General features: G+C 61.2%; 22 protein-coding genes. 17 read left to right on the forward strand and 5 right to left on the reverse strand.

The annotated features are described in order from the left end of the window. The first annotated feature begins 1 nt into the window (after position 1). From EI983_RS05615 to EI983_RS05630, 4 genes are all read left to right on the forward strand, one after another. Positions 2–1,180, forward strand: a complete 1,179-nt coding sequence (locus EI983_RS05615; RefSeq protein WP_157706410.1) for a geranylgeranyl diphosphate reductase — start codon at positions 2–4, stop codon at positions 1,178–1,180. Next, on the forward strand, positions 1,177–1,719 hold the full coding sequence (gene idi, locus EI983_RS05620; RefSeq protein ID WP_157706411.1) for an isopentenyl-diphosphate Delta-isomerase: 543 nt from the start codon (positions 1,177–1,179) through the stop codon (positions 1,717–1,719). The genes EI983_RS05615 and idi overlap by 4 nt, the downstream gene beginning before the upstream one ends. A gap of 62 nt (positions 1,720–1,781) precedes the next feature. Beyond that, on the forward strand, positions 1,782–2,687 hold the full coding sequence (locus EI983_RS05625; RefSeq protein ID WP_246162308.1) for a DMT family transporter: 906 nt from the start codon (positions 1,782–1,784) through the stop codon (positions 2,685–2,687). Between the two features lie 216 nt (positions 2,688–2,903). Next, complete coding sequence (locus EI983_RS05630) at positions 2,904–3,338, forward strand: hypothetical protein (RefSeq protein ID WP_157706412.1); 435 nt, start codon at positions 2,904–2,906, stop codon at positions 3,336–3,338. Between the two features lie 63 nt (positions 3,339–3,401). Here the strand turns inward: EI983_RS05630 and EI983_RS05635 are convergent, their stop codons facing one another. After that, on the reverse strand, positions 3,402–4,958 hold the full coding sequence (locus EI983_RS05635) for an ABC transporter substrate-binding protein (protein WP_157706413.1): 1,557 nt from the start codon (positions 4,956–4,958) through the stop codon (positions 3,402–3,404). 129 nt (positions 4,959–5,087) lie between these two features. Beyond that, positions 5,088–6,641, reverse strand: a complete 1,554-nt coding sequence (locus EI983_RS05640; protein ID WP_157706414.1) for an ABC transporter substrate-binding protein — start codon at positions 6,639–6,641, stop codon at positions 5,088–5,090. Positions 6,642–6,882: 241 nt separating this feature from the next. On the opposite strand from EI983_RS05640, the gene betI reads away from it, so the two are divergent. The 5 genes from betI to EI983_RS05665 all read left to right on the forward strand — a co-directional run bounded on the left by betI (position 6,883) and on the right by EI983_RS05665 (position 11,611). Next, positions 6,883–7,470 (forward strand): transcriptional regulator BetI, encoded by a 588-nt coding sequence (betI, locus tag EI983_RS05645; protein WP_157706415.1) that lies wholly within the window; start codon positions 6,883–6,885, stop codon positions 7,468–7,470. Next, positions 7,467–8,975, forward strand: a complete 1,509-nt coding sequence (gene betC, locus EI983_RS05650; RefSeq protein ID WP_157706416.1) for a choline-sulfatase — start codon at positions 7,467–7,469, stop codon at positions 8,973–8,975. The genes betI and betC overlap by 4 nt, the downstream gene beginning before the upstream one ends. After that, on the forward strand, positions 8,975–9,622 hold the full coding sequence (locus EI983_RS05655; protein WP_157706417.1) for a glutathione S-transferase family protein: 648 nt from the start codon (positions 8,975–8,977) through the stop codon (positions 9,620–9,622). Before betC ends, EI983_RS05655 begins: the two co-directional genes overlap by 1 nt. After that, complete coding sequence (betA, locus tag EI983_RS05660) at positions 9,622–11,280, forward strand: choline dehydrogenase (protein WP_157708993.1); 1,659 nt, start codon at positions 9,622–9,624, stop codon at positions 11,278–11,280. Before EI983_RS05655 ends, betA begins: the two co-directional genes overlap by 1 nt. A gap of 85 nt (positions 11,281–11,365) precedes the next feature. Then, positions 11,366–11,611, forward strand: coding sequence for an HP1242/YdcH family protein (locus EI983_RS05665; protein ID WP_157706418.1), 246 nt, complete (start codon positions 11,366–11,368; stop codon positions 11,609–11,611). 11 nt (positions 11,612–11,622) lie between these two features. Here EI983_RS05665 and EI983_RS05670 read toward each other — a convergent pair whose 3' ends face one another. The 3 genes from EI983_RS05670 to EI983_RS05680 all read right to left on the reverse strand — a co-directional run bounded on the left by EI983_RS05670 (position 11,623) and on the right by EI983_RS05680 (position 15,124). After that, positions 11,623–12,444, reverse strand: a complete 822-nt coding sequence (locus EI983_RS05670) for an alpha/beta hydrolase (protein WP_157706419.1) — start codon at positions 12,442–12,444, stop codon at positions 11,623–11,625. 3 nt (positions 12,445–12,447) lie between these two features. Beyond that, positions 12,448–13,833 carry a helix-turn-helix domain-containing protein gene (locus EI983_RS05675; protein ID WP_157706420.1) on the reverse strand — a complete coding sequence of 462 codons (1,386 nt, stop codon included), beginning with the start codon at positions 13,831–13,833 and terminating at the stop codon, positions 12,448–12,450. 73 nt (positions 13,834–13,906) lie between these two features. After that, a complete protein-coding gene (locus tag EI983_RS05680; protein WP_157706421.1) occupies positions 13,907–15,124 on the reverse strand; it encodes a multidrug effflux MFS transporter in 1,218 nt (405 codons plus the stop codon). A gap of 181 nt (positions 15,125–15,305) precedes the next feature. Between EI983_RS05680 and EI983_RS05685 the strand changes: the two genes are divergently transcribed. From EI983_RS05685 to EI983_RS05715, 8 genes are all read left to right on the forward strand, one after another. Continuing rightward, a complete protein-coding gene (locus EI983_RS05685; RefSeq protein ID WP_157706422.1) occupies positions 15,306–16,838 on the forward strand; it encodes an acyl-CoA carboxylase subunit beta in 1,533 nt (510 codons plus the stop codon). 72 nt (positions 16,839–16,910) lie between these two features. Next, a complete protein-coding gene (locus EI983_RS05690; protein ID WP_157706423.1) occupies positions 16,911–17,243 on the forward strand; it encodes a hypothetical protein in 333 nt (110 codons plus the stop codon). Then, positions 17,240–17,680, forward strand: a complete 441-nt coding sequence (locus EI983_RS05695) for a DUF6497 family protein (protein ID WP_246162309.1) — start codon at positions 17,240–17,242, stop codon at positions 17,678–17,680. The genes EI983_RS05690 and EI983_RS05695 overlap by 4 nt, the downstream gene beginning before the upstream one ends. Positions 17,681–17,894: 214 nt before the next feature. Beyond that, complete coding sequence (locus tag EI983_RS19210) at positions 17,895–18,041, forward strand: hypothetical protein (protein ID WP_198389383.1); 147 nt, start codon at positions 17,895–17,897, stop codon at positions 18,039–18,041. Between the two features lie 78 nt (positions 18,042–18,119). Further along, the gene (locus EI983_RS05700) at positions 18,120–18,482 is read left to right on the forward strand and encodes a hypothetical protein (protein ID WP_157706424.1); all 363 of its coding nucleotides are present in this window, start codon (positions 18,120–18,122) and stop codon (positions 18,480–18,482) included. A gap of 391 nt (positions 18,483–18,873) precedes the next feature. After that, positions 18,874–19,083: a hypothetical protein gene (locus tag EI983_RS05705; protein ID WP_157706425.1), complete on the forward strand. Its 210-nt coding sequence runs from the start codon at positions 18,874–18,876 to the stop codon at positions 19,081–19,083. Positions 19,084–19,449: 366 nt separating this feature from the next. Further along, positions 19,450–21,495: an acetyl-CoA carboxylase biotin carboxylase subunit gene (locus tag EI983_RS05710; protein ID WP_157706426.1), complete on the forward strand. Its 2,046-nt coding sequence runs from the start codon at positions 19,450–19,452 to the stop codon at positions 21,493–21,495. A 1-nt stretch (position 21,496) separates the two neighbouring features. Then, positions 21,497–21,889, forward strand: a complete 393-nt coding sequence (locus EI983_RS05715; protein WP_157706427.1) for a hypothetical protein — start codon at positions 21,497–21,499, stop codon at positions 21,887–21,889. Position 21,890: the final 1 nt, after the last annotated feature.

Here is a 21,890-nt window from a genome sequence, read left to right on the forward strand (position 1 = left end):
GATGTATGATGTTGTCGTTGTAGGAGGGGGGCCATCGGGGGCCACGGCGGCGGAGCATCTGGCCCGCTCCGGGCACAAGGTGGCGATGATCGACCGGGCCGGACGGATCAAGCCGTGCGGTGGGGCCATACCGCCCCGACTGATCGCCGATTTCGACATTCCCGACAGCCAGCTTTGCGCACGGGTTACCACCGCAAGGATGATTTCACCCACCGGACGGCAGGTGGATATCCCCATAGAAAACGGCTTTGTCGGGATGGTGGACCGCGAGCATTTCGATGAATTCCTGCGCACGCGCGCGGCCGCTGCGGGGGTGGAGCGCTTCACCGGCACCTTCACCTCGGTAGAGCGCAGCGATGACCGGACAGAGGTGCTTTATCGTGACAAGGCCAGCGGCGAGACGGAACGCCTTCGCACAAGGCTGATCATCGGTGCCGATGGTGCGCGGTCAAACGTGGCCCGCGCGGAGGTGCCGGGCGGCGACCGAATTCCTTATGTCATCGCCTATCACGAAATCATCGAAGCACCCGAGCCGACAGCGGCCTATGACCCCGAGCGCTGCGATGTGATCTATGACGGGCGTATCTCGCCCGATTTCTACGGCTGGGTGTTCCCGCATGGGCGCTCGGCCAGCGTCGGGATGGGCTCGATGATCCGCGACGTGGACCTCAAACAGGCCACCGCCGATCTGCGCGCGCAAAGCGGGCTGAGTGAGTGCAAGACAATCCGCCGGGAAGGCGCGCCGATCCCGCTCAAACCGCTGGACCGCTGGGACAATGGCCGCGATGTGGTGCTGGCGGGCGACGCGGCGGGCGTGGTGGCACCAAGCTCGGGCGAGGGAATTTATTATGCCATGGTCGGCGGAGAAGTGGCAGCGGCAGCGGCGTCGGCCTGTCTTGCCTCTGGGCGCGCGCGCGACCTGCGCCTTGCGCGGCAACTTTTCATGCGCGAGCACAAGACCGTGTTCCGGGTCCTGCAGAGCATGCAGAATGCGTATTACCGCTCGGATGAGCGGCGCGAGCGATTTGTCTCGCTGTGCCATGACATTGATGTGCAGCGCCTCACTTTCGAGGCCTACATGAACAAGAAGCTCGTCAAGGCACGCCCGATGGCGCATTTGCGGATCGGGCTGAAAAACCTTGCGCATCTGACGCGCCTCGTTCGGGCGGAATACGTATGACCGCGCTGATCCCGGCCTGGATCGGCGGCGACCTTGTCGCCGTTGAAAAGCTTGACGTGCACGAGCGCGGGTTGAAGCACAAGGCGGTGTCCGTCTTCGTGCTCAGCGGGACAAAGGTTCTCATCCAGCAGCGTGCGATGGGCAAGTATCACACGCCCGGGCTCTGGGCGAATACCTGCTGCACGCATCCGCATTGGGGTGAGCGGGCAGAAGATTGCGCCGTGCGGCGCCTGCAAGAGGAACTTGGGCTGACCGTGCCTCGGCTGAGTTACCGTGATCAGGTGGAGTATCGCGCCAATGTCGGAGGCGGGTTGACCGAGCATGAGCTGGTCGATGTGTTCGTCAGCCATGTGGCAGACCCCGTCACGGTGTCACCCAATCCCGATGAGGTGATGGACACGGCCTGGGTCGAGATGGAAGAGCTGCGGCGGCACATACTGGATGCCCCGGCGCGTTACACGCCCTGGCTCAAGATCTACATGTTAGAGCATGCCGATCAGATATTTGCAGGCAGTTCGGAGTTGCTCGGCGTCTATTGATCTGTACGCCCGGCATCACTTTCCGGCTCGACATCCCGAGTTAGTCCGGCCTTAATGCGCCGATGAGCAGCGAGGCAGGATCACGGCCCGGATGGGGGGTCTTCTGGATGGTCGTGACCGGCCTGCAATTCATTGGCGTGACCGCGCTGGTGAAGATGCTGGGCACGCGCATTCCCGCACCAGAAGCCGCGTTTTTGCGCTATGTGCTGGGGCTTGTCTTTCTGCTGCCCTTTCTCAAAAGCCTCATTCGTATTCGCATGGAGCGGGACACGTTCCTGTTGTTCTGCGCGCGGGGCGCGGCGCACACGATCGGCGTGGCGTTGTGGTTTTTCGGAATGGCGCGGATCCCCATCGCGGATGTGACCGCGCTGAACTATATGGCACCGGTTTATGTCACGCTCGGTGCGGCGGTGTTTCTGGGGGAAAAGCTCGCCTTGCGACGTGTCTTGGCGGTTCTGGCGGCGCTTCTGGGCGCGCTGATCATCCTGCGCCCGGGCTTTCGAGAGATCGGCCCGGGGCATATCGCAATGGTGTTCACGGCGCTTGTCTTCGGCGCGTCCTACCTGCTGACCAAGCTGCTGACCGACCGCACCAGCCCCGGTGTCGTTGTCACCATGCTCTCTCTGACCGTGACAGTTGGCCTTGCACCGCTTGCGGCGATGAACTGGGTCACACCGACGCTTTATGAACTGGGTATTCTGTTCTGCGTGGCGACCCTGGCCACGGGCGGGCATTACACGATGACACTCGCCTTCCGGGCGGCGCCGCTGGCCGTGACGCAGCCGGTGGCCTTTCTTCAGCTCGTCTGGGCAGTGCTGCTGGGCGCCGTGTTCTTTGCCGAGCCGATTGATCCTTGGGTGATCTTTGGCGGGATGCTGATTGTCGGGGCGGTCAGCTTTATCTCCTGGCGCGAGGCAAAGCTCAAACGCCGGGCGATCACGCCTGCTGTGCCTGAACCAAAGGTCTGACCGCGTCAGAACCAAACGCCAATGGGCCGCGTTTTTCACCCTGTATTCACGCTTGGGTTGAGACTGCATTGACCAAAATCACGCCAGGGGTGATGGTTCGCCCATGCCTGAGATTTGGCATAAGCGCCCGGAAATATGGTCCGCAAGCGCATCAGATAGATTACCAAATTGATTTTGTGGAGAAAATTTATGATGGATTGCATTCGACAAGGGCTGATGAACAATGCCCTCATTATTTTCATGGTGGCGGCGATCATGGCCGTGATTGCCGCAGCGGCGGCGATTGGCGGTGGGCTAAGCATCGTGATCGGGCCAGTTTCGCTTGGGGTTGTCGGCTCACCTCTCTTTGCTGCGTTGCTGGTCTTCGGGGCGGTGATTGCCCTCGCCGTTGCGGCCGTGGTGCTGAACTGCCTGATCGGGGCACAGCCGCCGAGCATTGACGAGGTGCCGCCCGAAGAGGATGGCATTCAGCCCGAAGACCTGGTGGAGCCGGGCACCAGCTCGGGCGCCCTCACGGGTGTTGCAGACAGCGCTGAACCGGACAATTCATCGGGGGGCGCATCGAAGCCAAAGCCGAAATATCCCAAAGGTCCCAAGCGTGGCACACCGGCCAACCCGGTAGGCGGGGGCGGGTTCAAGAAAACCGCGTGAGACCCAAGAAAAAAGGGGCCGGAAAACCCGGCCCCTTCATTGTCAATCCGTGATGAAGGAGGCTTACGCGATCCACCAACGCTCGGCCCAACGCGAACCATCGAGATCCCAGTTGGTGGCCATGACTTCGGGCGTACCCACCTTCTCATTGACGGCAAACACGAAGTCATTGAACATCGGGATGACCGAGCCGCCGTCATTGGCGCAGAGGTCCTGCATTTCCCAATACATCTCGCGACGCTTTTCTTGGTCGAGTTCGGCGCGGGCCTTGACGAGCAGTTCGTCAAAGCGCTCGTTGCTCCAGTAGCTTTCGTTCCAGGAGGCACCGGACTTGTAGGCGGTCGAGAACATCTGATCTTCCACCGGGCGGCCGCCCCAATAGGAGAAGACCATGCCCTTTTTCATCCACACGTCCGACCAGTAGCCATCATTCGGCTCACGGACCACGTTGATCTCGATGCCCGCGGCTTTGGCCGAGTTCTGGTAGAGCACGGCCGCATCCAGCGCACCGCCGAAAGCTGCGTCGGAGGAGCTGACGTCAATCGACAGGCCGTCCAGTCCGGATTGCTGCAGATACCATTTTGCCTTGTCAGGGTCGTAGGTTTTCTGCTCCAGCTCGGTGTTGAAATAGCGTTGACCCTTGCCGATCGGGTGGTCGTTGCCTGCCGAGCCATAGCCGAACAGGATTTTCTCAACCATTTCCTCGCGGTTGATCCCGTATTTGAGCGCCTGGCGCACGTTGTTGTCGTTGAACGGGCCAATCTTGGTGTCCATCGGGATGGTGTAGTGCGCGTTGCCCGAGACCGAGATGATCTTGACGCCCGGCTTGCGGCCCAGAAGGCCGACCGTCTTGAGGTCGAGCCGGTCGATCACATCCACATCGCCCGAGACAAGTGCCGTGGTGCGCGCGTTAAGGTCGATAAGCGAAAGCATCTCGATGGTGTCGAACCACGCCACGTCATCGCGCCAGTGGTTCGGGTTCCGCTCAAAGCTGGCCTGAACGCCAAAATCGACGCTCTTGAGGATGTAGGGGCCACAGCCATCACCCGATTTCCAATCGATACTGTCGCCTTCGGCCTTGCAGATCGGAATGTGATAATCGGTCAGGATGAACGGGAAGTCGGCATTGCCGCCATCGAGCTTGAACACGATGGTGTCGTCACCGTCTGCAGAGATATCCACGATCGGGGCCACGATCGGACCCGCCGCCGAGGTCGAGCCTTCGCCACGGTGGAAGTTGACCGAGGCGATCACATCCTCGACAGTCACTTCCTTGCCGGAATGGAAGGTCACACCTTTGCGCAGTTTCACGCGCCATTCGGTGGCATCGGCGGAGGCTTCCCAGCTTTCGGCCACGTTCGGGACCATGGAGCCATCGGGGCCGACTTCCACAAGATAGCCGTGAATGGCGAAGGCCATGTCGATGGTAAAGCCGTTTTCCCAGGTGCCGGGGTTCATGGTGTCGGTTGTCTGGCCGTGGGCCTTGCCGACGCGAATATGCCCGCCGCGCTTCGGCATGGCCATCGCACTGCCCATGGGCAGGGCCGCTGCTGCGGTCGCCGCAACGGTCGTTTTCAGAAATCCACGGCGGTCAAGCATCCCGCCTTTGATAAGTGCCATGTGTTCGGTTCTCCCTATTTATGACAGTTGGTTATTATGTGTCCCCGGCTCGTTGTGGCCGGGGCTTCTCGCATAGTTGTGCCCTGAAAAGCTTTTCAGGTCCAGTGACATGGGTGTGACACCGCAGGGTCAGGCCATCGACCACCGTTCCATCCAGCGCTCGCCGTCCAGATCCCAGTTCGAGGCCATCTGATCCGGCAGCACGATTTTGTCTGACACGGCAAAGACGAAATTGGCGAACATCGGGATGACCACGCCGCCCTGATTGGACACCAGATCCTGCATTTCCCAATACATCTCGCGGCGTTTGTTTTCGTCGAGCTCGGCGCGCGCGGCGACCATCAGCTCCTCGAAACGGTCATTGCACCAGAAGCTGTCATTCCAGTCCGCTCCACAGGAATAGGCGGTCGAGAACATCTGGTCTTCCACCGGGCGGCCTGACCAATATACGGCCGAGAAGGGTTTCTTCATCCAGACATCAGACCAGTACCCGTCATTGGGTTCGCGGATCACTTTGAGGTCGATCCCCGCAGCCTTGGCCGAGTTCTGATAGAGCGTCCCGGCATCCACCGCACCGCCAAAGGCCGCGTCGGCGGCCGACAAGGTCACCGAAAGCTCGCTCAGCCCGGCCTGTTCAAGGTGCCACTTGGCCTTGTCCGGGTCATACGTCTTTTGGGCCAGCTCGGAGTTGAAATAGCGCTGACCCTGGCCAATCGGATGGTCATTGCCGACCGAGCCGTAGCCGAAGAGAATTTTTTCAACCAGTTCTTCACGGTTGATGGCGTATTTCAGCGCCTGGCGTACATGGTTGTCGGTGAACGGGTCCTGATTGGTGGACATCGCGAAGGTGTAGTGCTGATTGCCTGCGATCGTCCGGATCGAGACGCCGGGATTGCGGCCCAGAAGGCCGGCGGTCTTGAGGTCCACGCGGTCCACGATATCCACATCGCCCGACACCAGCGCGGTTGTGCGGGCGTTCTGATCCACCAGCGCCAGCATTTCGATCGAGTCGAAGAAAGCAACAGTGTCGCGCCAATGGTTCGGGTTGCGCTCGAACGCCGCCGATACGCCCGGACTGAAGTTCTTGAGCACGTAGCTGCCGCATCCATCGCCGGATTGCCAGTCAATCGTGTCATCTTTGGCGGGGCAGATATTCAGGTGATAGTCGCCGAGGATGAAAGGGAAGTCCGCATTGCCGCCGGAGAGTTTGAACACCACGGTGTCGTTGCCATCTGCGGACACCTCGGTGATCGGTGCGACAATCGGGCCCGCTGCCGAAGTGCTGTCCGGTCCGCGGTGGAAGTTGATCGAGGCAATGACATCCTCAACGGTCAGATCCTTACCCGAATGGAAGGTCACGCCCTGGCGGATTTTGAACCGCCATTCGGTCGCATCGGCGGAGGCTTCCCAGCTTTCCGCGAGTTCGGGGACGAGCGTGCCGTCTGCGCCGACTTCGGTGAGCCGTCCATGCACGCCGCTGCTGAGACCTGCGGTGAAGCCATTCTCGTAAGTCGCCGGGTTCAGCGTGTCGGTCGTTTGCCCATGCGCGCGGCCGATACGCAGATGCCCGCCCTTTTTCGGAGCGGCAAGCGCGCGCCCCGCGGGAAGCGTAGCCGCGAGGGCGGTTGCGGCGGTGGATTTGAGGAATCCACGACGTGTCTGATCTGTTGATCGAGGTGTCATGTCTTTTTCTCCCTGATATCGCGCATCGCGGGTCATGCCCTTCGATGCGTTTGACATGATGTATGGCACTTTGGTTGGCTCAGGCCATCGCGAAGAGTGGAATGGTGGCCACCCTGAACAAGCTTATCCCCCAAACTCTCTCGCGCAAGCTCAAAATAGACCCCTGTCTATTGTTGATTGACGAGTCAATTAAACAGCAATATCCCTGTCTGGCAAGACGTTTTAGGATGCGGGTAGGGCGATGCCAAAGCTGGGGATGGAGCCGATCCGGCGCTCGGCTTTGGTCGAGGCCACAATTCACGAGATCGGTCAGCGCGGGACGCTGGATGTGACGGTCAGCCAGATCGCCAAGCGCGCAGGCATGTCAAGCGCGCTGGCGCATCACTATTTCGGCTCGAAAGAGCAGATTTTCGCGGCGGCCATGCGTCACATTCTGACAATCTATGCCGCCGAGGTGCGCGGGGCGCTGATCATGGCAAAGACACCGCGAGATCGCATAGAGGCGATCATCCGCGCCAGCTTTGCGCCCAGCCAGTTTCGCGAGGCGAGCGTGGCTGCCTGGCTCAATTTCTATGTGCAGGCGCAAAAGTCGGACGAGGCGCGGCGGCTTCTCAACATTTACCAAAGGCGTCTTCGCTCAAATCTTCTGCATGATTTCCGGCAACTGGCTGGCGCGGATGCGCGCATGTTGACGCGCGGCTTGGCGGCGATGATCGACGGACTCTATATCCGCCAGGCCCTGCGCCGTGACCCGATCGCACCCGAGGCGGCGATCGACATCCTGATGCACTATCTCGACACATCCCTAGCGAAGGCGATACATGAATGACGCAGCCTAACATTCTGATTTTCATGGTGGATCAACTTAATGGAACATTGTTCCCGGACGGTCCCGCCGATTGGCTGCACGCCCCCAACCTCAAGGCGCTGGCAGCGCGTTCGACCCGGTTTGCCAATGCCTATACCGCCTCTCCGCTCTGCGCGCCGGGGCGGGCAAGCTTCATGTCGGGGCTGCTGCCGTCGCGCAGCCGGGTCTATGACAACGCTGCCGAGTTCGCCGCCGACATACCGACCTATGCCCACCACCTGCGCCGTGCGGGCTATCAGACCTGCCTCAGCGGCAAGATGCACTTTGTCGGACCCGATCAGCTGCACGGGTTCGAAGAGCGTCTGACCACCGATATCTACCCAGCGGATTTCGGCTGGACACCGGATTATCGCAAGCCGGGTGAGCGGATCGACTGGTGGTATCACAATATGGGCTCGGTCACAGGGGCAGGCGTAGCCGAGATCACCAACCAGATGGAGTATGATGACGAGGTTGCCTACAACGCCACGCGCAAGGTCTATGACCTGGCGCGCGGGCATGACGGCCGCCCCTGGTGCCTCACGGTGAGCTTCACACACCCGCACGATCCCTATGTGGCGCGCAAGAAATATTGGGATTTATATAACGATTGCCAACATTTGCTGCCTGAAGTTCCCGCAATGGATTATGACGATCACGACGCACATTCAAAGCGCATTTTCGACGCGAATGACTGGCGCAATTTCGACATCACCGAAGACGATATCCGCCGCTCCCGACAGGCCTATTTCGCCAATATCTCCTATCTCGACGACAAGATCGGCGAGGTGATGGAGGCACTTGAGGCGACGCGCCAGGAGGCGATCATCCTCTTTGTGTCGGATCATGGCGATATGCTGGGCGAGCGGGGATTGTGGTTCAAGATGTGCTTCTTCGAAGGCTCGGCGCGGGTTCCGCTGATGATCGCGGCGCCGGGCATGGAGCCGACCCGCGTCGATGCACCGGTGAGCACGATCGACGTCTGCCCGACGCTGTGTGAACTTGCGGGGGTAAGCATGGCCGAGGTGATGCCCTGGTGCGAGGGGCAAAGCCTTGTGCCGCAGGGCAAGGGCGCCAAACGCATGACGCCCGTGGCGATGGAATATGCCGCCGAGGCATCTTACTCGCCGCTTATCTGCCTGCGGCAAGGGCATTGGAAATATACCAATTGCGCCCTCGACGATGAGCAGCTTTTCGATCTCGACGCCGACCCGCATGAGCTGAGCAATCTGGCAGGCGAGCCACGCGTTGCGAAAGTGCTGGAATATTTCCGACGCGAGGCTGCAGGGCGCTGGGACCTTGAGGAATTCGATGCGCAGGTGCGCGAAAGCCAGGCGCGGCGCTGGGTGGTGTACGAGGCATTGCGTCAGGGCGGCTACTACCCCTGGGATTATCAGCCCCTTATGAAAGCCTCTGAACGTTATATGCGCAATCATATGGACCTCAACGTAGTTGAAGAAAATCAACGCTTTCCGAGGGGCGAGTGATGTTGACAGTCTACGGTCGCGCGACCTCGTCAAACGTACAGCTTGTGATGTGGGCGGTGGCCGAGCTTGGCCTGTCCTGCGAGCGTCTGGACTATGGGCATCTGCATGGCGGGCTTGATAGCCCCGAGTTCGGTGCGCTCAATCCTCACCGCAAGATCCCGGTCTTGCGAGATGGTGACCTTGTTGTTTGGGAAAGTGCCGCAATCCTGCGCTATCTGGCGGCGCGTTACGGGGACGGTGGTGATTTCTGGCCGTCCGATCCCGCCCGCCGCGCGCGCGTGGATATGTGGGCCGAATGGGGCAAGAACGAGCTCTGCAATGGCTTCACAGTGCCGATCTTCTGGTCCCGCGTCCGAACCGCCGCCGCCGAGAGGGACGAAGAGGCGCTGTCGCGGGCTGTCGCGCAGTTCGATGCCTATATGGGCCATCTGGCCGGGCAACTGAGTGATGCGCCTTTCATATGCGGTGAGCAACTGACAGCGGCGGATATCGTTGTTGGTCACCTTCTTTTTCGCTGGTTCACCATCGATGTTCCGCGCGCGGCAAACCCGGTCGTTGAGGCCTATTACGCGCGCCTTGCCGAACGACCGGCATACCGCGCGCATGTGATGGTGCCCTTTGATGTTCTGCGTGCGGAGGGGGCATGATGGAAGCTGATTATGTGATTGTCGGAGCGGGAAGTGCCGGCTGCGCCATGGCCTATCGGCTGAGCGAGGCGGGCCAGTCGGTTCTGGTGGTCGAGCATGGCGGAACGGATGCCGGCCCCTTCATCCAGATGCCGGGCGCGCTGAGCTTTCCGATGAACATGAAACGGTATGACTGGGGCTACCGGTCCGAGCCGGAGCCGCATCTGGGCAACCGTCGCCTGGCCTGCCCGCGCGGCAAGGTGATCGGTGGATCGTCCTCGATCAATGGTATGGTCTATGTGCGCGGCCATGCGCATGATTTTGACCATTGGCGGGATCAGGGCGCGCGGGGCTGGGGCTATGCCGATGTGCTGCCCTACTACAAGCGCCAGGAAAACTGGACCGATGGCGGCCACGGCGGCGACGCAAGCTGGCGCGGGACAGATGGGCCATTGCATGTGACCCGTGGCGAGATGGCCAACCCGCTTACCCGCGCTTTCATCGAGGCTGGGCGGCAGGCGGGCTATCCGGTCACGCAGGATTACAATGGCGCGCAGCAGGAGGGCTTTGGACCCTTCGAGCAGACCACCTATAAGGGTCAGCGCTGGTCGGCGGCCAATGCCTATCTGAAGCCTGCGCTCAGGCGCGAGAATTGCGATCTTGTGCGCGGCTATGTGCGGCGTATCGTGATCGAAGAAGGCCGTGCCGTCGGGATCGAGGCTGTCTGCAAAGGCAGACGAGAGGTCATCCGCGCCCGGCGGGAGGTGATCATCGCCGCCTCGGCCATCAACTCGCCCAAACTCCTGATGCTGTCCGGCATCGGCCCGGCCGCGCATCTGTCCGAGCACGGTATTGACGTGGTCGCGGACCGCACTGGCGTTGGGGCCAATCTGCAAGACCATCTGGAGCTCTATATCCAGATGGCCGCGTCGCAGCCCGTCAGCCTTTTCAAGTACTGGAACCTTTTGGGTAAAGCCTATGTCGGTGCGCGCTGGATGCTGACCAAGACCGGACCGGGAGCATCGAACCAGTTTGAAAGCTGCGGCTTCATTCGCTCCGAGGCGGGTATTCCGTATCCGGATATTCAGTTCCATTTCCTCCCCATTGCCGTACGCTATGACGGGCAGGCCTCGGCCGAAGGGCACGGGTTTCAGGCGCATGTCGGACCGATGCGCAGCCCGTCGCGCGGGGCCGTGACCCTGCGCAGCGCCGACCCGGGCGACGACCCGGTCATTCGCTTCAACTACATGAGCGAGGAGCGCGACTGGGTCGAATTCCGCAAATGCATTCGCCTCACTCGTGAAATCTTTGGCCAGGAGGCGTTCAAACCCTTCGCACGGCACGAGATTCAGCCCGGAAGCGCCGTGCAGAGCGACGAGGAGCTTGACGGCTTCATCCGCGAGCACGCCGAAAGCGCCTATCACCCCTGCGGCACCTGCCGGATGGGGGCCGCGGATGACAAACATGCCGTGGTGGACCCGGAATGCCGGGTGATTGGTGTGGACGGGCTGCGCGTGGCCGACAGCTCGATCTTTCCTCGCATCACCAATGGCAACCTCAACGCGCCCTCGATCATGGTGGGAGAGAAGGCCAGCGATCACATCCTGGGTCGCACGCCTCTGCCGCCCGACAATGCGCAGCCATGGATTCATCCGGATTGGCAGACAAAGCAGCGTTGATGCAGTGCCGGTTTGACAGGGATCAAAGTGACCCGTCCACGGCTGCGATAAACTGGCAGAAACAGACCAATGGGAGGACCTGCCGATGTCGCATACGCCGCATGAACTGCTCGAAGATTTTCCGGAACATGCCGACCGCATCACCGAGCTCAAAACCACTGATGCGCATTTTGCGCGACTGTCAGAGGAGTATCACGCGTTGAACCGCGCCGTGCACCGGGCCGAAACCAATGTGGAGCCGGTTGACGCTCTGGCCGAGCAGGAGATGCGCAAGAAGCGGGCCGCGCTGAAGGATGAGCTTTATCGGATTCTGACGGCTGCACCGGCCTGACCCTGCGCGGGTCAATCCGCCTCAACGAAGCGCCACAGCGCGCTGAGATCGCCCATTTCCCAGACATTGTTGTGACCCGCGCCGCGGATCGCCTGGAATGTCTTTGGGGATGAACGGGCCGCGTCGTGAATGGCGCGACCCTGTTCAATCGGGATCAACGCGTCCTCCGTTCCGTGAAGGATCAGGAGCGGTGCGGTGAGTGCCCGGGCATGGGCCTGGCTGTTCCAGACGTTTTTCATCTGCGGAATCAGTGGCTCAAACTGAGGGGCAGTGTGCCGGACAACATCGGCGAGGGTGCGAAAGGGCGCCTCCAGAACCACGGCCCGGGGTCGGGGCGTGTCAGGCGCATCGAGCATTTTGAGCGTTACAGCGGCGCCAAGACTTTCCCCATAAATGACGATATCAGTGGCACCAATCCCGGAGATCAGACTGTCGACGTTGCGCCATATGGCCCGCGTGTCACGGGTGATTGCGCGTTCAGATGGCTTGCCGGTACTCCCGGATGAGCCGCGATAGGCCGGGGCGATCAGGCCATACCCACGGTCCAGAAAGGCCGCAAAGCGATGCGCCCGGTTGGCAAGATTGCCGGCATTGCCGTGGAAATAGAGGATCACCGGTTTTCCCGGCTCAGGCGGGGAAACCCAAAGCACCAGCGTCTGCCCGAGACTGTCAAACAGCACCTCCCTCACGCTGTCGAGGCCGATGGTCTCGGGATATGTCCGGCTCTTGTCGAACGGATACACCATCGCGCGTTCAAAACGCCCGAGGCCCAGAAAGCCAGCCCCTCCAAGGGCGGCAACGAGCGCAAGGAAGGTGATCAGGCGACGTGCCACGGGTCAGCCAACGCGATAGGGCAGCACACCGCGCTCATCCGGTGTGATCGACAGGTGCCGCTCCAGCGGAGGAACGGCGCGCTGGTGACATTCCGTCCGCTCGCAGATCCGGCAGGAGATGCCGATGGGCTCAAACGCGCGGGCGTTGGAGATATCCAGATCATCGGCATAGACCAACGCATCGGCATGTTTGACTTCACAGCCAAGAGCAATGGCGAAGCGGCGCACAGGCGCGCCGAAACTGCCGCCCGTTTTGGACACGTCCCGCGCCAGGCTGATATAACGCACCCCGTCCGGTGTCTCGCCAAGCTGGCGCAGGAAGCGGCCCGGCGTTTCAAAGGCGCGGTGCACGTTCCATAGCGGACAGGCCCCGCCGAAACGCGCGAATTGCAGACGGGTGGCCGAATGGCGTTTGGTGATCGTCCCCGCCTGATCGACGCGCACAAAGAAGAAGGGGATCCCCTTGGCGCCCGGGCGTTGCAAGGTCGAAAGCCGGTGGCAGACCTGCTCGATCGAGGCCCCGAAGCGCTTGGACAGCAGCTCCAGATCGTGGCGCAACTCCTGCGCGGCCTCCAGGAAGCGCGTATAGGGCATCATCGCGGCCCCGGCGAAATAGTTGGCCAGGCCGATCTTGGCGATGGAGCGCGCCGCGTCGGACTGGAACTTGGCAAGGTCGAGCGTGGCCTCCAACAGGGCATCCTGGGTGAGCAGGGCCAGTTGCAGCAGCATCTGAAAGCGCCGGGTTTCCGGCTCTGCCCGGGAGGACAGGTAAAGGATGCGCGACTCGCGGTCAAACTTGCGCAAGGGACCTTCCTCGGAATTGGCGATGGTGATGCCAAGCTCGCTCAGCCGGGCCTCTGCCGCGTCTGGACGGCCTGAACGCGCGAAATGCTCGGCGGCGCGGTCCACGGCATCAATGTAGTTGTCGCAATAGTGGAAGAAGTCGCGCACCTCGTCCCAGGGAGAGGGCCGCGCACGCGCGTCCTCGCGCCCCAGCGCCTCATCGAGCGAAGCCAGCCGCTCATGGGTCAGCCGATACGCGCTGTGCAGCGCCAGGAAGGCACGCGCCAGCGCCGGCGCGTTGGATGCGGTAAGGCGCAGATCGGCCAGGGGCGGCATATCATCGACAAAAACCGGATCGGCCAGTGCCTCGCGCATGTCCGAGACCATGCGTTCGGCATCGCCTGTGCTGAGCTCGGTCACGTCAAAGCCGAACTCCTGCGCCAAGGCCAGCACGACCGTGGTGCTGACCGGGCGGTTGTTGTTTTCCATCTGGTTGAGATAGGGCAGGGAGACGCCGAGCTTGGCGGCAAACTCTTTCTGCGTCAGCGCCAGGCGTTGTCGCGTCTCGCGCAGTTTGGCCCCGGCATAGAGTTTCTGTGTCGCCATGGTTGGTCCTGTCGGATTTGCAGTTTAGCCTTTTATGCAGGCTATGTTTGCAAAGCGCGGATGTCCATATGGCTCAGACCCCTGCGAGCCGCCGTTCGCGCCGTATGGTCAGCCAGATCGCGCCAACCGCCAGAAGCCCGGTGCTCAGCATGATCCACAAAAGGGGGAAGGCCCCCGAGCTTTCGGTAAGCATTGCTCCGGCCGCGGCGGAAAGAGCAGCGCCACCGCCGATCATGAGCGCCCCGGCAAGCCCCGAGGCTGTGCCCGCAAGATGCGGGCGGACCGACAGCGCCCCGGCGGTGGCATTCGGGATCGTCATGCCATTGCCAAGCCCCATGAACGTCATCAGCCCAAAGAAGCTGAGCGCGTTGCCAAGGCCGAGATAGAACAAGGACAGGTTGATGGAAATGCCGATAGCATTGAGCAGCGTACCCCAACACACCATCCGGTTGAGCCCGATCCGGGTGGAAAACCGCCCCGAGATGAAATTGCCAACGAAGTACCCGATGGCGGGCGCGCCGAAATAGAGACCAAGCTCGGCAGGTGAGAGGCCAAAGACCACATCGCCCACAAACGGCGCCCCCCCGAGATAGGCAAAGAACGACCCCGAGGACAGCGCAGAGGCCAGGGAATAGCCCCAGAAGCGCGGAGAGGTGAGCAATTCGGGGTATTCCCGGGCCTGCTCGCGGAAGGTGCGCGATCTGTTTGGCGCCGTTTCGCCCAGATCCGCCCAGGTGAGCCAGAACACCCCGGCCCCGAGGATCAGCAGGGCGACGAAACTGGCCTGCCACCCAAAGGCCTGATCGAGCCAGCCGCCGAAGGCCGGGCCGATCATCGGAACGACGGCCATGCCCATGGTGACATATCCGATCATGGATGCGGCCTGTGCATCGGGAACCATATCCCGCACGATGGCGCGGCTTAGCACCATGGCGACCACGATCGTGGCCTGCAGCATGCGGAAAATCAGGAAAACCCACACATTGCCAGCCAAAGCACAGCCCAGCGTCGCCAAAAGGAACGTCGCCATTCCGGCGAGGATCACCGGGCGCCTGCCAAGTTTATCGGAGACCGGCCCGATGATCAGCTGCAAGACGGCATTGACCCCGAGATAGAGCGCGACCGAAAGCTGGAGCAGGCGGTAATCCGTCTCAAAATACAGTGTCATACCCGGCAGGCTGGGCAGGAAGATATTCATGGCCAGCGCCGACAACCCCGCGAGCAGGATCAGCGTGAGGATATGCGGGGGGCTGCGTCGATCCAGAAAGCGGACCAATGGCGGAGTAGACATGAAATACCGGTAGGAGGCTGCGACCCGGAAGTCCATTCATCCGTGAAATAATTAGCAAATTTTCAATTATTCAGCCATCTGTTTCCAATAGTTTGCAAATTTGCCGGATTCTGCTTTGGCCTGAGGCATTCGGACAGTATGGTGCCGCAAATTTGCGCTGACATCATCTACAGGGGACATCATGGAAGATATTCTTCAGGTTCTGGAAGACCGCCGCGCCGAAGCGCGCTTGGGAGGGGGCGAACGCCGGGTTGCGTCGCAGCATGAGAAGGGCAAGCTGACAGCGCGCGAGCGGGTTGAGCTTTTGCTGGACGAAGGCAGCTTTGAAGAGTTTGACATGTTCAAAACCCATCGCTGCACCGATTTCGGGATGGAGAAGTCAAGACCTTATGGCGACGGCGTGATCACCGGCTGGGGAACGATCAATGGCCGTATGGTCTATGTGTTCAGTCAGGACTTTACCGTGCTGGGCGGTTCCGTCAGCGAGACCCACGCCGCAAAAATCTGCAAGATCATGGACATGGCCGTTCAGAACGGCGCGCCGGTGATTGGCATCAACGATTCCGGTGGCGCGCGCATTCAGGAGGGCGTGGACAGCCTTGCAGGCTATGGCGAAGTCTTCCAGCGCAATATCGAGGCCTCCGGCGTTGTCCCGCAGATCAGCGTGATCATGGGCCCCTGCGCGGGTGGTGCGGTTTATTCACCTGCGATGACCGACTTCATTTTCATGGTCAAGGACAGCTCTTACATGTTCGTGACCGGCCCTGACGTGGTCAAAACCGTGACCAATGAACAGGTGACCGCCGAAGAACTGGGCGGGGCGAGCACCCACACCAGGAAATCAAGCGTGGCCGATGCGGCATTTGAAAACGACGTGGAGGCACTGGCCGAGGTTCGCCGCCTGGTCGATTTCCTGCCGTCCTCGAACCGTGAAAAACCGCCTGTGCGCCCGTTCTTCGACGAGCCGGGCCGTGTCGAAGACAGCCTTGATACGCTGATCCCCGACAACCCGAACACCCCCTATGACATGAAAGAGCTGATCGTCAAACTGGCCGACGAGGGCGATTTCTATGAGCTTCAGGAAGAGTTCGCCAAGAACATGATCACCGGGTTCATCCGCCTCGAAGGGCAGACGGTGGGTGTGGTTGCCAACCAGCCGATGGTCTTGGCCGGTGTTCTGGATATCGACAGCGCGCGCAAGGCCGCGCGCTTTGTAAGGTTCTGCGATTGCTTCGAGATTCCGATCCTGACGCTGATCGACGTGCCGGGCTTCCTGCCGGGAACCAGCCAGGAATATGGCGGTGTGATCAAACATGGGGCCAAGCTGCTCTTTGCCTATGGCGAGGCGACCGTGCCGAAGGTGACGGTGATCACCCGCAAAGCCTATGGCGGGGCCTATGTGGTGATGAGCTCCAAGCACCTTCGCGGCGATTTCAACTATGCGTGGCCGACGGCCGAGATCGCTGTGATGGGGGCCAAGGGCGCGACCGAAATCATCCATCGTGCCGATCTCGGCGATGCCGAAAAGATCGCGGCGCACACGAAGGATTACGAGGATCGTTTCGCCAACCCGTTTGTGGCGGCGGAGCGGGGCTTCATCGATGAGGTCATCATGCCGCACAGCACGCGGCTACGGGTGAGCCGAGCTTTCGCCTCGTTGCGCAACAAGCAACAGAAGATGCCGTGGAAGAAGCACGACAACATTCCTCTTTGAGCCGGTTGGCACAGGTTTTCAGGACCTGTGCCGCCAACTGACCGAGATGAGAAAGGGCTGAGTACGCGAGCCATGGCACGCAACCACTGGCATATACTGCATGACGACGGCGCGCTGACAGTTGCGCGCCGGGTGCCGGTGCGGTTTGACCTGGCGGTGTCTACCCGGCTGCCGATGGGGCGCAAGCTGCGCCTTGCGCAGCAGGTTCGCCAGGATCTGTGGCGGCTGTTGCGCGGGTTGCGTGGCTTTGCGCCCGTGGTGCGTGTTGAGGAACAAAGCGGCGGCCTGCTGTTGACGGCAGGCGGGCAGGTGGACGGAGATTGGCCCGCCGAAACCGAAAGCCAGATCGCTGCGCTGCTGGCCTGTCCGGCGCGTCGCGCGCGCTGGCTGAGGTGGGCGGCATGATGCGCTATGTCTATCTTGCTGTTGGCCCGCTGGTGGTGATCGCCGTCGGGGCCTGGCTGGTTCTGAGCCTGCCCGAGGAGGAGGTCAAGGACAGCGCGCGCTCCGGCAGTGCCGGTGTGAGCCTGCCATCGGGGCTTGAGGCGGAACTGCAAGAGATGCTGTGGGACCGGCCGGGTCAGGGCCTGGTCTACCGGTTCCGCTTTGTTGCGCCTGCGTTTGAGCAGACCGACGATGTCGAGCGGACCATGACCGACCTGGAGCATCTTTGCACCCATTTTGCCCTGCCCAAGCTTGCCAATACCGGTCCGTTGCCCAATCAGATCATTATTTCGCTGGCCGACAAACCCTCGGAATTCGGCCAGTACGACGAGAATGTCGTCCAGGTTTTCGAAGCGTTCCGGGTCGAAAACGACACCTGTATCTGGGAGGTGTTCTGATGCAACCACAATATGTTGCGGCGCACTCTTCATGTTCGGCCCTGGTTGAGGCTTTGGCGTCACAAGTGCGCGCTATGGCTTTGAATTCATGTTGTTCTTTCGCCCGATCAGCTATGCTGTCCCTTGGCTGCACGGCAGCCGTCGAACCCGCGCAAAGCGGGGACCAGCGGGGTCAGCCCCCGCACCCGGTTGCGCAAGAAAACAGGAGCAGTACATGTCGAACACTCTCAGGACCCTGGCAGCGCTTGGGCTGGTCGCCTTCGTGGCGGCTTGCGGCGGACAGAGCCAGGAAGAGGACTTTGTCGTGGTGGCGCCCGAGCCCATCTCGGTCGAACCGGAATACACGGGCAAATACAAATAAGCCTTTGACAGGTGGCAAGGCGCGGGTGATGTCGCCCGGGCCTTGCCTTGTGCGCCCTCTGATCAGGGGGGGCGTAAGATGCTGAAACATCGTGGTTTCCCGGGGCGTCTGCCCGGAACGGATTATCAATTCACCATACGGCGGGCCAATCCGAAAGGCGTCACGCCGATCAAGGCACGCGAACGGTTCCGCGACCGGCGTCCGGCTGACCGACGCGCCGATACCGCGTTTGTGCGCGCCCTCTGGGAGGCGTTTGGCAATCAGCCTTTCGAGCGCGGCAATCTCGATGCAGGACGGTTGAGCTGGCTCTTCGGGCGAGAGGTTCTGCCTGCTGAAGAGCCGTTTGATCCGGAAAGCTACGAAGCCCTGATGGTGCTCGATGTGGCCGCCGCGCGCGCGTCCTTTCCCCAGGCCTTCGACGACGCGGGAGATGAATGGTGAGGTGGCAGGATCCATTTAAGCCATGCGGCCCGGCCCGGAATGGCATTTTCTTGCCGATCGACGGCGCGTTTGTGCGGATTGCAGCCGATCCCATAAAAGGGACACGGACGCGGATGGACAGCGCGCAAAAACCATGCAGCATGGGGGCTGTAGTACCAGCCCTTCCCCTAGGGGCTCTGTTTGCAAGTCTATTCCGTTACCCTTCCCCTATTGGGCGGCCAGCATTCATCCCAAGCTGGCCGTCCATTTTTTGCTTTGAAAACAATGCCTATTGCCGTCAGCGAGCCTTTGCCGAGATTGGTGTTTTGCCGCAAGGCGGCTTGGATCGCCCTCGGGTAACCCCTATCTCTGCACCTGCGCTCCTGGGGAACTCAACAAGAGGCGATAGACCATGCAGATCAACGTCAAAGCTTTCATACTGGTCCTCGGTTTGGCCCCGCTTGCGGGCTGCGGCGACACGGCGCTTGAACAGGCCGTGCTTGGCGCAGGTGCCGGTGCGGGCACAGCGGCTATTCTCGACGGCAACATCCTCACCGGAGCCGCTGTCGGGGCTGCGGGCAACGTGCTTTACTGCCAGACCGGCAAGAAACGGCGCTGCTGAGACCAAGACCCCCCTTGGTGAAGCAATCACGCCACAAGGGGGAATGGCCCGCGAAACTTCCCGTTGGCAAAGCGCTTTCAATACAGTAGTTTATGCGCAATGGGGGGCGTCCAAGAAACGAGGCGCCGAATATGGGCTATATCAAAGCAGTGTTTCTACTGTCCATGTTGGGGGCGTGTGCCGCGCCCGAAGTGTCGAGCCGCATGGCTTTCGACCCGTACATGATGACACCGATCACGAACTGATCGGGTGGCCCGGCGCGTATAGCGTCGGACTGGCCGGTCCCAGCAATTTGACGAAACGCACGACCTGCAGATCGCGGGCCGTGCGTTTTGTCGTTTTCAGACGTCAAACAAGGGGACAGATATGTTCAAGAAGATCCTGATCGCCAACCGTGGTGAAATCGCCTGTCGGGTCATCAAGACCGCGCGCAAGATGGGGATTGCGACCGTGGCCATTTACTCTGACGCGGACCGCAATGCGCTGCATGTGAAAATGGCGGATGAGGCGGTGCATATCGGCCCGCCGCCCGCCTCCGAATCCTACATCGTCATTGACAAGGTGATGGAGGCCATCCGCCAGACGGGGGCCGAGGCCGTGCATCCCGGCTATGGTTTCTTGTCGGAGAACCCGAAATTCGCCCAGGCGCTTGAAAAAGAGGGCGTCGCCTTTATCGGCCCGCCCGTGGGTGCAATCGAGAGCATGGGCGACAAGATTACCTCGAAGAAGATTGCGCAGGAGGCCAAGGTCAGCACCGTGCCGGGTGTTATGGGGCTGATCGAAGATGCCGATGAGGCGGTGAAAATCTCTAACGAGATCGGCTATCCGGTGATGATCAAGGCCAGCGCCGGGGGCGGTGGCAAGGGCATGCGGATTGCCTGGAATGATGCCGAGGCGCGCGAAGGTTTCCAAAGCTCCAAGAACGAGGCGGCAAGCTCGTTCGGGGATGACCGGATCTTCATCGAGAAGTTCGTGACGCAACCGCGCCATATCGAGATCCAGGTGCTGTGCGACAGCCACGGCAACGGCGTGTATCTGGGCGAGCGCGAATGCTCGATTCAGCGGCGGAACCAGAAAGTGATCGAAGAAGCCCCGAGCCCGTTCCTGGATGAGGCCACCCGCAAGGCGATGGGTGAACAGGCCGTCGCCCTGGCCCATGCCGTGAACTATGCCAGCGCCGGCACGGTGGAGTTCATCGTCGATGGTGAGAAGAATTTCTACTTCCTCGAGATGAACACGCGCCTGCAGGTGGAACACCCCGTGACCGAGCTGATCACCGGCGTGGACCTGGTAGAGCAGATGATCCGGGTCGCCGCAGGAGAAAAGCTGCAGCTTACCCAGGACGATATCAAGCTCGGCGGTTGGGCGGTCGAAAGCCGTCTTTATGCTGAAGACCCTTATCGTGGGTTCCTGCCGTCCATCGGCCGGCTGACCCGCTATCGCCCGCCGGTCGAGGTGGCCGCCGGCCCGCTTCTCGACAATGACAAGTGGCAGGACGACGCGATCACCGGCGAAACAGCGGTACGCAACGATACCGGCGTCTATGAGGGCGGCGAGATCAGCATGTATTACGACCCGATGATCGCCAAGCTCTGCACCTGGGCCCCGGATCGGGCAGGCGCGATCGAAGCGATGCGCAACGCGCTCGACGGGTTCGAGATCGAGGGGATCGGCCACAACCTGCCGTTCCTGAGCGCTGTGATGGACCATCCCAAGTTCGTTTCGGGGGACATGACCACGGCCTTCATCGCCGAGGAGTACCCGGATGGGTTCGAAGGCGTGACCCTGAGCGAAGAGGCGCTGCGCCCGATCGCGGCTTCGGCGGCGGCGATGCACCGGGTGGCTGAAATCCGGCGCACGCGGATCTCGGGGCGGATGGACAACCATGAACGCCACGTGGGCGAGGATTGGGTTGTTTCGCTGCAGGGTCAGAGCTACGCAGTGACGATTGCCGCGGACAAGGCGGGCTCGACGGTCAGCTTTGAGGATGGCACCGCGTTGCGGGTCACCTCGGACTGGACGCCGGGCGATCAGCTCGCGCAGCTCATGATTGATGGCACGCCATTGGTGCTCAAGGTCGGCAAGATCTCGGGTGGTTTCCGTATCCGAAGCCGGGGCGCCGAGCTGAAAGTACATGTGCGCACGCCGCGCCAGGCCGAGCTGGCCGCGTTAATGCCCGAGAAACTGCCGCCTGATACATCGAAAATGCTGCTGTGTCCGATGCCCGGTCTGATCGTGAAGGTCGATGTGGCCGTGGGCGACGAGGTGCAGGAAGGCCAGGCATTGTGCACGGTCGAAGCAATGAAGATGGAGAACATCCTGCGCGCCGAGAAGAAGGGCGTTGTCTCGAAGATCAATGCCGGTCCTGGCGACAGCCTGGCGGTGGACGATGTGATCATGGAGTTCGAGTAAGATGCGGCTGTGGCTCGTGGCGCTGATCTACACGCTGGCTTTCCTGGCTGGCCTGGCGACGCTGTGGGCCGTTACCGTGCTGGCCGTGCTGGACCTCTTCGAGCAGCGAAGTGACAGTCTCTTCGTATTGCTCATGATCCCGCTGATGGCCGCGCTCGCGGTATTTGCGGTGGTCTATGGTTTGGCGTCCGGGCGGGCGTTGAAGTGGCAATACTGGCTCTTCGCGCCGCTGGTCATGGCTCTGCTCGCATGGTCCGTGCCAAAGCTGATCCTGTTGGGCTATGCCACGGTTTTCCAAGGCTTTGTGGGGGCGGTCATGCTGGTCTTTTTCGGCGGCTTTCTGGCCTGCCTGAAACGGGATGGCATCGCGGTGAGCTCTGAGGCGGGGATGTAGA

The organism is Roseovarius faecimaris, assembly GCF_009762325.1.
In the GTDB taxonomy this organism is placed as follows: domain Bacteria; phylum Pseudomonadota; class Alphaproteobacteria; order Rhodobacterales; family Rhodobacteraceae; genus Roseovarius; species Roseovarius faecimaris.